We start from the raw sequence: 14,453 nt of genomic DNA on the forward strand, positions 1-14,453 counted from the left end.
GCCTCGGATAGGGAATTGAGCGGGTGAATCAGCCGCGCATGATCTCAGGGGGCGAGGCTTGCGGCAACCGCAACGCAGCCGGGCGTGCCGCCAGTGCCTCGAGGAACTGCGCAGCCGGCATCGGCCTGGCGAACAGGTAACCCTGCTGGAAGTCCACCTCGTGACGGGCCAGGTAATCGCGCTGTGCTTCGGTTTCCACGCCTTCGGCAACGATGCCAAGGCCCAGCTTGGCCGACAGCTCTATGATGGTCTCGAGGATGTGTACCGACAGCGCGTCGGCACCGATCATGGCAACGAAGCTCTGGTCGATCTTCAGGTAGTCGACCTTGAACTGGCGCAGGTAGTTGAGGCTTGACTGACCGGTGCCGAAATCGTCCAGGGCGATTTTCACACCCATGGCGTTGAGCTTCTCGAACAGTTCCAGGGCTACCGGTGTGGCCTCGATCAGCTTGCGCTCGGTCAGCTCCAGGGTGAGCACCACCCGGCCTGGCGGGAAGTGCTGGAGGAAGGTCCGGCAGTCGTCCAGCAGGCTGAAGTCGCGGCAGTGGTCGGCAGTGATATTGATGCCGATATGGAAACCGTCCTCCAGCAGCCCGGCATAGGGTGCCAGGTTCTGCGCGGTGTGCATCATCAGCGCACGGGTCATGGCGACGATCTGCCCACTGTGTTCGGCATAGGGGATGAACAGGTCAGGGCGTACCAGGCCTTCGCGCGGGTGGTTCCAGCGCATCAGCACTTCGGCGCCGGCCCAGCGGTAATCGCCCTTGCGCACCACCGGCTGGAAATACGGCAGGAACTCGTCGGCTTCCAGTGCCCTTTGCAGCTCGGCGCGCGGCGAGGTGGCGCGACGAACCTGCCAGCGGCACACCAGGGCGGCCACCACGCCCAGTACCAGCAGCAAGCCAAACAGGGCGGGGTAATGGCTGCGCCAAAGTAGCCCCTGCTGGTCGGCGCCATAGCCGCCCTGCACGCTGAACGGGTAGCGGGTCGAGCCCAGCAGTACATTTGCGCTGGCCGCCGCAGGTGGCACGCCCTTTTGCACGATGCCATCCTTGCCCATCCAGGCATCACCCACGCGGATCTGCAGGACTTCATCGGGGCCGATCAGGCGCAGCGCGGTCAGCAGGTGTTCGCCATCCACCGTACTGATCGCGCCGCGGTCGCCGTCGCTGGCCCGATACACCAGCAGCGGGTGGCCTGGGGTGACCGAGTTGCCGTCCATCAGCCACAGCTTGCCGTCGATGTAGTCGCCAGGGTTGACCGGCTCCTCGAATGCACCAAACAGCGAGGTGCAATAAAGGGCGTTGTGCCGGAACAGGTTGGTCGAGCGTACGAAGGCGTTGCGCGTGACCTGGGCACGCAGCATGAGCTGGGCCTCGTCGCACGGGCTGTCGACAAGTGGCAGCAGGGCATTGGCAGCGCTGGACAGGTTGTCGAGAATGCGCTCGACGTGCTCCACCACCTGGCGGGCGGTGGCCTGGCTGCTGGCCTGCATTTCGCGCTCGATCTGCCAGTTCATCACGGGCAGGCCGCACGCCACCGGCAGCACGCCGACGACCCAGGGCAACAGGGTGCGCCAGCCGAGGCCGGCGCGGCGTTTGACGGTAAGGGGCATGCTGACCTGATCTGTAGAAAGGATTACGAGAGGATAGCCGCTTGTCGGAACCCGTGAGCAACTAAAGCGCGACAAACCATTTTACGCAATGTAGAATCGATTTACGAATACAACAATAAGGTCCTTCGATACCGAAGGATCAAGCCCGCCGAGAATGGGTCCATATGACATACCATGGGTTCAAGCTGATAATAGGGGACTTCCTCGCCCGCAGCGTGCGGGGTATCCCGTGCTCACCGCCGTTTCCGTGCCACATCCTACGCAATCAATAATTTTTCGCTGCAGATGAGGACACGAACATGGCTGATATCTTCGACAATCCAATGGGCCTGATGGGCTTCGAATTCATCGAACTGGCTTCGCCGACCCCTGGCGTACTCGAACCGGTATTCCAGATGCTGGGCTTCACCAAGGTGGCTACCCACCGGTCCAAGGATGTGCACCTGTATCGCCAGGGTGACATCAACCTGATCCTGAACAACGAACCCAAGAGCATCGCCTCGTACTTCGCCGCCGAACACGGCCCGTCGGTATGCGGCATGGCGTTCCGCGTGCGTAACGCCCACGAGGCCTATGCCCGCGCCCTGGAACTGGGCGCCCAGCCGGTGGAAATCGAAACCGGCCCGATGGAGCTGCGCCTGCCAGCGATCAAGGGCATCGGCGGTGCGCCGCTGTACCTGATCGACCGTTTCGAGGAAGGCAGCTCGATCTACGACATCGACTTCAAGTTCATCGAGGGTGTGGATCGCAACCCGGTCGGTGCCGGCCTGAAGATCATCGACCACCTCACCCACAACGTTTATCGCGGGCGCATGTCGTACTGGGCCGGCTTCTACGAGAAGCTGTTCAACTTCCGTGAAATCCGCTACTTCGACATCAAGGGTGAGTACACCGGCCTGACTTCGCGTGCCATGACCGCACCGGATGGCATGATCCGTATTCCTTTGAACGAAGAATCGTCCAAGGGCTCCGGGCAGATCGAAGAGTTCCTGATGCAGTTCAACGGCGAAGGCATCCAGCATGTCGCGTTCCTGACCGATGACCTGCTCAAGACCTGGGACGCACTCAAGGGCTTCGGCATGCGCTTCATGACCGCACCGCCGCAAACTTACTACGAGATGCTCGAAGAGCGCCTGCCAGGTCACGGCGAGCCGGTAGACCAGTTGAAAGCACGCGGCATCCTCCTCGATGGCGCCTCCCAGCCTGACGACAAGCGCCTGCTGTTGCAGATCTTCTCCGAGACCTTGCTCGGCCCGGTGTTCTTCGAGTTCATCCAGCGCAAGGGTGACGACGGCTTTGGCGAGGGCAACTTCAAGGCCCTGTTCGAGTCGATCGAGCGCGACCAGGTACGCCGTGGTGTGCTGAGCACCGACTGATCCCCGAGAGTACCGCCGTCACGATTCGATGGCGGCGGTATCAACCCTTCTTCTTGCCCGAAATGGTCAGGCCCAGGTACATGATGAACATGCTGGCGACTCCGACCAGTACCAGCGATGGCAGTACCTGATGCAGGGATATGCGAAACTCCTGGGCGGCGTACCCTTTGGGGTAACCGCCGATCACCACATAGCCATATTTCTGGGATATCGTTTGCTCGGTGAACTCGACCTGGGACGGGCGTTGTGCGTCGCGGCTGTCCCCCTCGCTCCAGATATACAGGTCGTTGAATTCAAGAAGTAATGTCAGGCCGTCCTGGAAAGCACGCAGTTCGTCACGCAATTGCCGCCCGTACGCTGTTGCGATTACTCCGGGATCGTTGTGCGGCCTTTGGATCTTGATAATCGCCGCGTTAGGCGACGATGGCGCGTCGAACGCCAGCTCCGTCTGCCGTCCGGACTGGGAAAAAGCCGAGATGTATGGCAAAGGGTCCATGTCCGTCGCGCAATACGCCTGTTGGTCGCGGGTGAGTATCAACGAGCGAAGATGCGGGCTGTTGGCGACTCTCTGTTCCAGCGTATCGAGCACTTGGTCACAGGGCTTGCCTGCCAATGGCAGGATCATGTCCAGATCGGCCTCCATGCGGCCCAGTGCCTGGTCGATGCTGAAAACCGCTTCCTGAACGGAGACCTTGGCATTCTCCTCGAGTTTTCTTTCAAGTTGATAGTCCATCATCAATAACCCGGATAGGACCGGTATTGAGCCGATGGACACTATCAACAGTAGTTTCCGCCAGTTGATGCCGAGACTTGGTATTGCTGCCATAGGACCGCCGCTCCGTTGAACCTTGCTGTTCGGGTTGAACAGGTCAGCGCTGATCCTATGTGCTTGATGACACTCCGGCTGTAGGCCAAAAGGGTTGCGGTTTTACAGAAAAGCAGAACCTCGCTGTCAGCCTCCGTTCAGTCTGGCGAGCACCTTTTCCGCCAGCAGGGCCGTGGAGGCAGGGTTCTGGCCGGTGATCAGCCGATCATCGGCCACCACGAACGGCTGCCACGGGTCATCATGCTTGCTGTAGATACCGCCGCGGGCGCCCAGTTCGTTTTCGGTCAGGAAGGGGACCACCTTGTCCAGTTCGACGAGCTTCTCCTCGGTATTGGAGAAGCCGGTCACCTTACGGTCCTTGAGCAACAGGCTGTTGTCGCTGAGCTTGATGTTCAGCAGCCCGACAACGCCATGGCAGACCGCTGCGATTATGCCGTTGTTCTCGTAGACCCGGCGTGCCAGGTCTTGCAGCGGCTGGTTATCGGGGAAGTCATACATTACTCCATGCCCGCCGGTGTAGTAGATGACGCGGTACTCTTCGACCTTAACCTGGCCAGGGCTCAAGGTGTTGCCCAGGCAGGTCATGAAGCGCTTGTCGTCATACCACTGCCAGTCCAGGTCGGGGGCCATTTGCAGGCTATGCGGGTCGACGGGTACGTAGCCGCCCAGCGGGCTGACATAATCGACCGTATAGCCGGCTTTCTCGACTTTTTCGACAAAGTGCACCGCTTCCCCGAGCCACAACCCGGTTGCCCGCTTGAGGGCCGGATACTTGGCTGTATTGGTCAGCACCACCAGCATTTTCTTGCTCATGACCACGCTCCCGTTGGCAACCTGAATGGGCCGTTGCTCCCTGGCCCGAGGGAAAACCTAATGAGCATAGCTCTCAGACGCCAGGACGCCATATTGCGTGGCGTGTGTTGTGCTAACGTGAACCACATCTACGGGGGCCCCCGTACTTGAACCATGCTGGAGTCACGATAGTGGTCGAAAATGGTACGCCGCGCGAGCCTGCGTCGATGGTCATCCTGCAGGCGCCCGTGCTGGCACCGGTCGACACCATGGGCGAACGTATTGCACGGTTCGACTGGGGGTGTACATCGCTAGGGCCGCTGCCGCGCTGGTCGGCCTCGTTGCGCATTGCAGTCGACATGATGCACCTGTCACCGTTCCCGTGTGCCGTGGTCTGGGGGCCAGACCTCAGTGTGGTCCACAATGAAGGCTACCTGGCGTTGCGGCCGGTTGCCCCGGATGCATTGGGCATGGCCTTCGATGTGCTGTGGAGCGATGTATGGCCGACGATGGGGCCCTGCGTGTTCAAGGCGCTCGAAGGGCGCTCGAGCTTTGTCGAGGACCTACCACTGCGTATTGCCTGTGGCGAAGGCGGGGAGCCGTTGCGGTGTGCGTTCGGCTACACACCGTTGCGCGACGAACTGGGCAGCGTGGCAGGGTTTCTGCACGCGGTGATCGAGACCACGGCCAGCGTCGAGGCGCACCGCCATTGGCGCGAGCAGGTGCAAGGCTTCGAGCGGCAGGTCGAGCGACACCTGGTAGAGCGCGAGCAGTTCTGGCAATTGTCGCGTGATGCAATGATGACGGTTTCGCCCGAGTTGAAGGTGCAGGCCGCCAACCCTGCCTGGTACCGCATTCTGGGCTGGGCCGAGGAGGAGGTACGGGATATTCCGGTACTGGACCTGGTGCATCCGGCGGATCGTGCCGAGGTTGAGGTGGCCGTTACCGGGTGCCTGCAATACCACAATGCCGAGCAGATAGAAACGCGCCTGCGCCACCGCGATGGCCATTACCACTGTTTTCGCTGGAGCGCACGGTTCGATGGCAGCCAACTGACTGCCGTTGGCCGCGACATCACCGAGGAACGTGAAGAGGCCGCGCGTCAATCCGAAGCCCTGATGCGCAACAACGAACGCTTGGAGGTGGTTGGCCAGTTGGCCGGGGGCATGGGCCACGAGCTGAACAACTTGTTGTCCGGCATCGGCGGCAGCCTGGAGTTGCTGCAACGGCGCCTGCAGGAAGGACGGCTGGAGCGGGTAGAGACCTATGTCGAGGTGGCGCGTGATTCGGTGCAGCGTGCCATGGAGCTGACCCATCGCCTGCTGGCGTTTTCCCGCCATCAACCTTTGGCGCCCAGGCCGTTGGACTTCAACCGGCAACTGCGATTGAGCGAACCACTGCTGCGCAGCACGCTGGGCTCGGAGATGCGGTTGCACTGGCAGTTGGATGTCACGCCGTGGGCGGTGAACCTTGATGTTTCCCAGCTTGAAAATGCCTTGATCAATCTTTGCACGAACGCCCGTGAAGCGTGCCTTGATCGCGGCAATGTCACGCTGCGCAGCGTCAACCAGCGGCTGACGACATGTTTCCCGGATGAGGGCGGCCTGCCGCCAGGCGACTACGTGGCCTTGCAAGTGGAGGATGATGGCCACGGCATGGCGGCGGTGGACATTGCCAGGGCCTTTGAACCGTTCTTCACAACCAAGCCGGTCGGGCGCGGCTCAGGGCTTGGCTTGTCGATGGTATATGGGTTTGTCGGCCAGTCGGGGGGCTACGCCTGGATCGAGTCGGAGCCGAGCCAGGGCACCAAGGTCTGCATGCTTTTCCCAAGGTGTCATGACCCGGTACCCGAGGCGCCCGCGCTGGTACCGCGCTCCCAGCGCATGGCCGTGGGACAGCGCCTGTTGCTGGTCGATGACGAACTCGGTTTGCGTGCGGTGATGCGCGAGTACCTGACCGAGCGTGGTTTCGAGGTCATTGATGTGGGCGACGCCAATAGTGCGCTGGAGCGCTTCCGTCATGACGGTCCGTTCGACCTGGTAATCACCGACATCGGCTTGCCAGGCGGTTTCAGCGGCCGTCAGGTGGCCAAGGCCATGCGCATGCAGCTGCCGTTGCAGAAAATCCTGTTCATCACCGGCTATGCCGGTCAGCCGATCGTAGCGCAGTTGCTCGAGCAGCCGGGCACCGCATTGATGAACAAGCCGTTCCCGCTGGCGGACCTGGTGGATGAGGCGCTACGCATGCTCAAGGAGTGATGTGGTTCAGGGCTTGCCCAGTATCTGGGTCACCTGGACCTGCAGTTGCTTCAGCTCGAAGGGCTTGCAGATCAGGTGCATTCCCGCCTCCAGGAACCCCTCGCGGGCCATGGCCGTTTCCGCGTAGCCGGTGATGAACAGCACTGGCAAACGTGGGCGCAGGTTGCGTGCAATCTCGGCAAGCTGGCGGCCATTCATGCCGGGCAAGCCGACATCGCTGACCAGTAGGTCCACCGGCTGTGTCGAACGCAGTACCTTCAGGCCCTCATTGGCGTCGGCAGCACTGTGGCAGGCAAAGCCATCCTCGCGCAGCGCCTGGCACAGCAATTGGCGCACATGCGGGTCGTCCTCGACCACCAGCACGTGATGGCCCTGGTAGCCTCGCACGGGCTGCACGGGTTTGTCCGGCGCCAGGCCCTGGTCGACATGGCGTGGCAGGTACAGGTCTACCCGGGTCCCTTGGCCAATCTGGCTGTGCAGGGTGACATGGCCGTGGGATTGCTTGCTGAAACCGTACACCATGGAAAGGCCCAGGCCGATGCCCTGGCCGATCGCCTTGGTGCTGAAGAACGGCTCGAAGGCATGCTCCAGCGTGCTTTGCGCCATGCCCTGGCCGTCATCGACGATTCGCAGGCGTACATAGTCGCCGGCGCACAGGGCGCCGCCGGCGAACTGCCCGGCGCCGATGTGCTGGTTACTTGCCTCGATGCGCAGCTGGCCGCCATTGGGCATGGCTTCGCAGGCGTTGAGCAGCAGGTTGCCGAGGGCTTCCTGCAATTGCTGGTCATCGGCTTCGACCGACCACAGGCCCTTGGCGATTTGCACGTGCAGGGTAACGGCCGGGGTCATGCAAGCCTTCAGGCGCTTTGCCTGAAGCAGGTTGTGCAGGTCGACCTGCTGGCTGTGCAGCGATTGCCGGGAAGAGAAGGCCAGCAGGCGGTGAGTCAGGCGGGCGGCGCGTGACACCGCCTCGCGGCCCATGCGCAGCACGTTGTCCAGGCCATCGCTGCGGCCCTGGCGCAAGCGCCGGTCGATCAGCTCAAAGCTGCCGCCGATGCTGGTGAGCAGGTTGTTGAAGTCATGGGCGACGCCCCCGGCCAGTTGGCCGATGGCCTCCATCTTGCGCGTCTGGTTGCGTGCGAACTCGCTGCGCTGCTGGTCTTCGCCGGGAGTTGCGGCCTGGGCGTCAAGACGTTGCTGCAGGTCCAGAAGCTGGTTGCGTGCCAGGTACTGGCGGCGCCGGTTGCGCAGGGCGGATTGGGTCGTCTGCAGCAGCTGGGCGTTTTCGAACGGTGCGGCCAGCATTATCAGGTTGCCCACCGGGTAGTTGGCCGAACCCATGGTCGTTTGGCTCCCTTGACCGAGCAGCACGATGGGCAGGTCCGACCAGCACGGTTGTTGGTCGATGAATGCCTGCAGCAACGCGCTTGGGCCGTGCTTGAACACTTGTTCGGCAATGATCGCCAGGCCCGCGCCTTGGGCCAGGCAGCTCCGCAGGTTGGCCAGATCGACCGCGCAGAGGCTGTCGATGCCTGCTGAAGCGAGCAGGCGAGCAGTATCTGCGGCTATTGGCGGGGGCGCCAGGATCAATGCACGTTCGTCCAGCGCCAACGACCTGGCCAAAACGACTCTCCTGCAGGGTGGTCTGATATCCACTGGACCAAGGCACAGCCCCAGGGGTTCAACAAATTTTCGGACGTTGCCTACAGCCCCTGTTGCAGCACCGGGTCGTCCGGGTTCTGCCGCTCCAGCTCGGCCAGCAGCACTTGCACATTCTGCAACTGGCCGGACTCCTTCCAGTACTGGATCAGCAACACCCGTGCCCGGCGATTGGCAGGCTGGCGGCTGAGCACGGTTTCCAGTTGCTTTTGCGCGGCGTCGAGTTGTTCCAGCTCATGCAGGGTGACCGCCAGTGTATAGCGGTAGTCGGCGTTGTCCGGGTCCAGTTCGACGGCGCGGGACAAGGCCAGCAAGGCGTATTCGCGCTGCTCGTGGCGGTTCAACCAGAGCCCCAGCTCGTACTGCAGAAAGGCCGAGTCGGGGCTCAGCGCCAGGGCTTTGCCCAGTACCTGGCGCGAGGCGTCGTGATGGCCCTGGCGTTCCAGCAGGCGTACCTGGGTGGCCAGTGCGTCGAGGTTGCCTGGCGCTACCGTCAGGGCTCGTTGCAGGGCGGTGGCGGCCAGGGTGTAGTCGTTTTCGTGCAGGTACAGGCGTGCCAGGTGGACCTGGGCGTCGGCGTCTTCGGGTTGTTGCTCCAGGGCCTGCTGGTATTGCTCCAGGGCGACCTGCAGCGGGCCGAAATACAGGCCGATGTCATCCGGGGCAAGGCCGAGCAGGGCATCGACCGCAGCAAAGCGCACGCTTTGCTCGTCGTCATCCAGCAGCGGGCCGAGTACCAGGCTGCGCTGCGCCGCCGGCAGCAGGCGGCGGATGCCGGCAATGGCTGCACGGCGCACCAGCGGGTCGGCATGTTCCAGGTCCTGGCGAGCGAGTTTCAATGCCTGGGGCGAAGGGTAGTTGGGCAGTTCGGCATACAAGGCCGCCCGGCGGATGGGTGGCAGGTCGGTGCGCTGCAATTGTTGGTACAGCACCCGTGCGGCGCCGGGTTGGCCGTCATGCGCCTGGCGCAGGGCCTTGGCGTAGCTGTGCGCAGGCAGGGTTGGCGGGGCTGGCGGAGTGTCGCGCCACAGGTAGCCGAACAGGGCCGATACCAGGATCAACAGCAGCAGGGCGATCAGGTAGCGGTTGCGTCTGGGCATCGGACGATCCGTGGCGGCGGGAAGGGCAGAGCTTGGGCTAGCCGGGGGGTAATTGCAACCGAGTGAGGGCTGACAGGTGCTTGTCTCGGGTTATGCGGCGGCGCTCGATCTCAACGACAACGATGATGTCGTGGCGAACACCCCCAAAAAAACATAAAAAAGCCCCGCAAACCAAGGCCTGCGGGGCAAACGGTTGGGGGAGGAACCAACCAAAGGAGCCGTTGAAACGGGTGTATCAGCGCGCGCTGGCTACAGTCTCCGGTTGCCAGCCGCCGCCCAGGGCCTTGTAGATGGAGACGATGCCGCGGTACAGCTCGACCTCGCCCTGGGCCTGCGCATCTTCTGCGCTCAGCCGCTCACGCTCGGCATCGAGCAGCACCAGGTAGTCCACCGTACCCTCGCGATAACGAATCGAGGCCAGTTCCGCCGCCTTGCGGCTGGCATCGCTCTGGCGCATCAGCGACAACAGCCGCTGCTGGGTCTTGTCGTAGTCGCTGAAGGCGTTGGCCGATTCTTCCAGGGCCAGCAACACCTGCTGTTCATAGTTGGCCAGTGCCCCTTCGGCATCGGCCTTGGCACCGCGCAGGCGGGCGCGCACGCTGCCCAGGTCGAAGGCGGCCCAGGTGATGCTCGGGCCCAGCGCCCAGGCATTGGCTGCCGAGGAGCCGATCTGCGAGCCTCGGGCTGCGGTAAAGCCGAGGAAGCCGCTGAGGCTGACACGCGGGAACAGGTCGGCCGTGGCCACGCCGACGTTGGCGGTGGCAGCCGCCAGCTGGCGTTCGGCGCTGCGGATATCCGGGCGGCGGCGCAGCAGTTCTCCCGGGTCACCCACCGGTAGCGCCTTGGCGATGGCCGGCAGGGCCTTGGGCGACAGGTCGACGCTGAGCGCCTCGGGGCGCTGGCCGAGCAGGGTGGCGATGCGATGCCGGGCCCGCGCCTGTTCCGCCTGCAACTGCGGCACGGTGGCTTCGACCCCGGCCAGGCGCGCGTCGGCGCGCACCACGTCAAGATCGTTGCCCACGCCGGCATCGCGCAGGGTTTCAGTGATGGCGCGCGATTCCTGCTGGGTCTTGAGGTTGGCCAGGGCGATCTTCTCGCGTAATTGCGCGCCGCGCAGCTGGCCGTAGGCATCGACCAGCTCGGCGATCAGGCTGACCTGCAGCTGCTGAAGGTCGGCCGCGGCTACCGCTTCCTGGGCTTCGCTGGCTTCGATCTGGCGTTGGATGCGGCCGAACAGGTCAAGCTCCCAGGCCATGTCCAGGCCCAGGTCGTAGCGCTCGCTGTTCACCCGTTGCGTGGTCTGGCCGGGGACCTGGCCCTTGCCAATGTCGCTGCTGGCGCGGCTGGTGACCACCGGGAACTGATCGTTCTCGGCGTCCTCACGGATCGAACGGGCTGACTTCAGGCGGGCGAAGGCCACGCGCAGGTCACGGTTGCCGTCCAGCGAAGCCTGTACCAGCTGGTTCAGTACCGGGTCGTCGAACTGCCTCCACCACAGGCTTTCGAAGCGGCTGCGGTCGTAGGCCTTGGTCTGTACATCGCTGGCCAGCTGCGCGGGCTCGGTGGCCGGCGCCTGGTAGTCCGGGCCTACCGCGCAGGCCGCCAGGGCCAGCGCAAGCAGGCTCGGGGTCAAGGGTTTGAGCAGGTTCATGCATGGCTCTCCAGCGAGTGGGCGCGCTCGGCCTTGCGGGCCTGGCGACGCTCGACGAAACGGCGAATCAGGAAGAAGAACACCGGGGTCAGGAACAAACCGAACACGGTCACGCCGATCATTCCCGAGAACACCGCCACACCCATGGCATGGCGCATTTCAGAACCTGCACCGGAGCTGAACACCAGTGGAACCACACCCATGATGAAGGCGATCGAGGTCATCAGGATCGGCCGCAGGCGCAGGCGGCAGGCTTCCAGTACCGCAGCCAGCGGGTCGAGCCCCTTGGCTTGTTCGTCCTTGGCGAACTCGACGATCAGGATTGCGTTCTTGCACGCCAGGCCCACCAATACGATCAGGCCGATCTGGGTGAAGATGTTGTTGTCCCCTCCCGACACGATCACCCCGGTGATGGCCGACAGCAGGGTCATCGGCACGATCAGGATCACCGCCAGCGGCAGGCTCCAGCTTTCGTACTGGGCGGCAAGCACCAGGAAGGCCAGCAGCACGCACAGCGGGAACACGAACAGCGCAGTGTTGCCCGAGAGGATCTGCTGGTAGGTCAGGTCGGTCCACTCGAAGGTCATGCCGTTGGGCAGTTCCTCTTTCAGCAGCTTCTCGATTGCAGCTTCGGCCTGGCCGGAGCTGTAGCCCGGTGCCGCGGCGCCGTTGATCTCGGCGGTGATGAAACCGTTGTAGTGCATCACCCGGTCAGGCCCGGAGGTGTCGCTGACCTTGAGGAAGGTCGCCAGAGGGATCATTTCGCCGATGTTGTTGCGCACCTTCAGCTGGCCGATCTGCTCGGCATCGAGGCGGAACTGCTGCTCGGCCTGGACGTTCACCTGATAGGTGCGGCCAAAGCGGTTGAAGTCGTTGGTGTACAGCGAGCCCAGGTAGACCTGCAGGGTGTCGAAGATGTCGGTGATCGCCACGCCGTGGGTCTTGGCCTTTTCCCGATCGATGGCGGCATCGACCTGCGGCACGTTGACCTGATAGCTGGTGAACAGGCCCGCCAGTTCCGGCACGTTGTGGCTCTTGGCGATGATGTTCTGGGTTTCCTTGTACAGCGCCTCGTAGCCCAGGTTGCCACGGTCTTCGATCTGCAGGCGGAAGCCGCCGATGGTGCCCAGGCCTTGTACCGGCGGTGGCGGGAAGATCGCGATGTAGGCGTCCTGGATGTCGGCGAACTGGGCATTCAGTGCAGCAGCGATGGCCGCCGCCGACTGGCTCGGGTCCTTGCGCTCGTCGAACGGCTTGAGCGGGGTGAACACGATGCCGCTGTTCGGGCTGTTGGTGAAGCCGTTGATCGACAGGCCTGGGAAGGCTACCGAGTCGGCCACGCCAGGCTGCTTCAGGGCGATTTCGCTCATGCGCTTGATCACTGCTTCGGTGCGGTCGAGGCTGGCCGCATCAGGCAGTTGGGCGAACGCCACCAGGTACTGCTTGTCCTGGGCCGGCACGAAACCGGTCGGGGTGGACGAGAAGCCCAGGTAGGTCAGGCCCATCAGGCCGGCATACACGAACAGGGCGATGCCGCTGGAGCGGATGACCCGACGCACGCCGCCGACGTAGCGGTTGGAAGCGCGGTCGAAGAAGCGGTTGAACGGGGTGAACAACCAGCTGCCCAGCAGTTTTTCCAGGAACCGCGAGAAACGGTCCTTGGGCGCATGGTGGTCCTTCAGCAGCACGGCAGCCAAGGCCGGCGACAGGGTCAGCGAGTTGAATGCCGAGATGACCGTGGAAATGGCGATGGTCAGGGCGAACTGCTTGTAGAACTGCCCGGTCAGGCCGGAAATGAACGCAGCAGGCACGAACACCGCGCACAGCACCAGGGCGGTGGCGATGATCGGCCCGGTCACTTCACCCATGGCCTTTTGCGTGGCTTCCAGGGGTTTCAGGCCCAGGCCGATGTTGCGCTCGACGTTTTCCACCACGACGATGGCGTCGTCCACCACGATACCGATGGCCAGGACCAGGCCGAACAATGACAGTGCGTTGAGCGAGAAGCCGAACAGGTGCATCACGGCGAAGGTACCGATCAGCGATACCGGCACGGCCATCAGCGGGATGATCGAGGCACGCCAGGTCTGCAGGAACAGGATGACGACCAGCACGACCAGCACCAGTGCTTCGAACAGGGTGTGCACCACGGCTTCAATGGAACCACGGACGAACACGGTCGGGTCATAGACGATGCTGTAGTCCATGCCCTCGGGGAAGTCCTTCTTCAGCTCGGCCATTTTCGCCCGCACTTCGTCGGAGATCTCGATGGCGTTGGAGCCTGGGCGCTGGAAGATCGGGATGGCCACCGCCGGCTGGTTGTTCAGCAGCGAACGCAGGGCGTATTGGCTGGAGCCGAGTTCGACCCGGGCGATGTCCTTCAGGCGAGTGATTTCGCCATCGGCACCGGCGCGGATGATGATGTTCTCGAACTCTTCCTCATTGACCAGGCGACCCTGGGTGTTGATCGACAGCTGGAAGCTGGTCGAACCCGGGGCGGGCGGTGCGCCCAGCTGGCCGGCGGCCACCTGGCGGTTCTGCTCGCGGATCGCAGCCACCACATCACTGGCGGTCAGATTGCGCGAAGCGGTCTTGTTCGGGTCCAGCCAAACGCGCAGCGAGTAGTCGCCCATGCCGAACAGCTGCACGTCGCCCACGCCACCCAGACGCGCAAGCTCGTCCTTGATGTTGAGGATGGCGTAGTTGGAGAGGTAGAGCATGTCGTAGCGGTTGTCCGGCGAGGTCAGGTGCACGACCATGGTCAGGTCGGGCGAGGCCTTGTCGACGGTGATACCGATGCGGGTCACTTCCTCTGGGAGCTTGGGCTGGGTACGGGTGACGCGGTTCTGCACCTGCACCTGGGCGTTGTCCAGGTCGGTGCCCAGGGCGAAGGTGATGGTCAGCGTCAGCTTGCCGTCAGCGGTGGACTGGGAGGACATGTACAGCATGTTCTCCACGCCGGTAATCGCCTGCTCAAGTGGCGCGGCGACGGTTTCGCCGATGACCTTGGGGTTGGCGCCGGGGAAGTTGGCGCGCACCACCACGGTGGGCGGCACCACTTCGGGGTATTCGCTGATCGGCAGCTGGAACAGCGAGATGGAACCCGCGATCAGCAGCACCAGCGACAGCACCGCGGCGAAGATTGGCCGGGTAATGAAGAATTTCGAGAAGTTCAT

Annotated in this window: 9 protein-coding genes; 2 read left to right on the forward strand and 7 right to left on the reverse strand. The window is 63.2% G+C overall.

Going from position 1 to position 14,453, the window contains the following annotated elements:
- Positions 1 to 28: 28 nt before the first annotated feature.
- Positions 29 to 1,615 (reverse strand): cyclic diguanylate phosphodiesterase, encoded by a 1,587-nt coding sequence (locus tag V3314_RS15245; protein ID WP_046614318.1) that lies wholly within the window; start codon positions 1,613 to 1,615, stop codon positions 29 to 31.
- A gap of 299 nt (positions 1,616 to 1,914) precedes the next feature.
- Here V3314_RS15245 and hppD point away from each other — a divergent pair, with 299 nt between their 5' ends.
- Complete coding sequence (hppD, locus tag V3314_RS15250; RefSeq protein WP_025339331.1) at positions 1,915 to 2,991, forward strand: 4-hydroxyphenylpyruvate dioxygenase; 1,077 nt, start codon at positions 1,915 to 1,917, stop codon at positions 2,989 to 2,991.
- Between the two features lie 40 nt (positions 2,992 to 3,031).
- Here hppD and V3314_RS15255 read toward each other — a convergent pair whose 3' ends face one another.
- Both V3314_RS15255 and V3314_RS15260 read right to left on the reverse strand, forming a co-directional pair.
- On the reverse strand, positions 3,032 to 3,724 hold the full coding sequence (locus V3314_RS15255; protein WP_338459214.1) for a CSS-motif domain-containing protein: 693 nt from the start codon (positions 3,722 to 3,724) through the stop codon (positions 3,032 to 3,034).
- 219 nt (positions 3,725 to 3,943) lie between these two features.
- Positions 3,944 to 4,630, reverse strand: a complete 687-nt coding sequence (locus V3314_RS15260; protein WP_046614316.1) for a type 1 glutamine amidotransferase domain-containing protein — start codon at positions 4,628 to 4,630, stop codon at positions 3,944 to 3,946.
- Positions 4,631 to 4,836: 206 nt separating this feature from the next.
- On the opposite strand from V3314_RS15260, the gene V3314_RS15265 reads away from it, so the two are divergent.
- The gene (locus tag V3314_RS15265; RefSeq protein WP_338460318.1) at positions 4,837 to 6,867 is read left to right on the forward strand and encodes an ATP-binding protein; all 2,031 of its coding nucleotides are present in this window, start codon (positions 4,837 to 4,839) and stop codon (positions 6,865 to 6,867) included.
- Positions 6,868 to 6,873: 6 nt separating this feature from the next.
- On the opposite strand, the gene V3314_RS15270 is transcribed toward V3314_RS15265, so the two are convergent.
- The 4 genes from V3314_RS15270 to V3314_RS15285 all read right to left on the reverse strand — a co-directional run bounded on the left by V3314_RS15270 (position 6,874) and on the right by V3314_RS15285 (position 14,453).
- A complete protein-coding gene (locus tag V3314_RS15270) occupies positions 6,874 to 8,490 on the reverse strand; it encodes a response regulator (RefSeq protein WP_338459215.1) in 1,617 nt (538 codons plus the stop codon).
- An 80-nt stretch (positions 8,491 to 8,570) separates the two neighbouring features.
- Positions 8,571 to 9,626, reverse strand: coding sequence for a tetratricopeptide repeat protein (locus V3314_RS15275; protein ID WP_046614313.1), 1,056 nt, complete (start codon positions 9,624 to 9,626; stop codon positions 8,571 to 8,573).
- Between the two features lie 235 nt (positions 9,627 to 9,861).
- The gene (locus tag V3314_RS15280; RefSeq protein WP_046614312.1) at positions 9,862 to 11,277 is read right to left on the reverse strand and encodes a TolC family protein; all 1,416 of its coding nucleotides are present in this window, start codon (positions 11,275 to 11,277) and stop codon (positions 9,862 to 9,864) included.
- Positions 11,274 to 14,453: an efflux RND transporter permease subunit gene (locus V3314_RS15285; protein ID WP_046614311.1), complete on the reverse strand. Its 3,180-nt coding sequence runs from the start codon at positions 14,451 to 14,453 to the stop codon at positions 11,274 to 11,276. The genes V3314_RS15280 and V3314_RS15285 overlap by 4 nt, the downstream gene beginning before the upstream one ends.

It is taken from the genome of Pseudomonas sp. TE3-3-F2023, from assembly GCF_036784815.1.
Classification (GTDB): Bacteria; Pseudomonadota; Gammaproteobacteria; order Pseudomonadales; family Pseudomonadaceae; genus Aquipseudomonas; species Aquipseudomonas pudica.

Bases quoted from the DNA above. Each gene is read 5' to 3' on its own strand.
- V3314_RS15275 (WP_046614313.1), bottom strand. From the start codon at position 9,626: ATGCCCAGACGCAACCGCTACCTGATCGCCCTGCTGCTGTTGATCCTG.
- V3314_RS15245 (WP_046614318.1), bottom strand. From the start codon at position 1,615: ATGCCCCTTACCGTCAAACGCCGCGCCGGCCTCGGCTGGCGCACCCTG.
- V3314_RS15255 (WP_338459214.1), bottom strand. From the start codon at position 3,724: ATGGACTATCAACTTGAAAGAAAACTCGAGGAGAATGCCAAGGTCTCC.
- V3314_RS15280 (WP_046614312.1), bottom strand. From the start codon at position 11,277: ATGAACCTGCTCAAACCCTTGACCCCGAGCCTGCTTGCGCTGGCCCTG.
- hppD (WP_025339331.1), top strand. From the start codon at position 1,915: ATGGCTGATATCTTCGACAATCCAATGGGCCTGATGGGCTTCGAATTC.
- V3314_RS15265 (WP_338460318.1), top strand. From the start codon at position 4,837: ATGGTCATCCTGCAGGCGCCCGTGCTGGCACCGGTCGACACCATGGGC.
- V3314_RS15285 (WP_046614311.1), bottom strand. From the start codon at position 14,453: ATGAACTTCTCGAAATTCTTCATTACCCGGCCAATCTTCGCCGCGGTG.
- V3314_RS15260 (WP_046614316.1), bottom strand. From the start codon at position 4,630: ATGAGCAAGAAAATGCTGGTGGTGCTGACCAATACAGCCAAGTATCCG.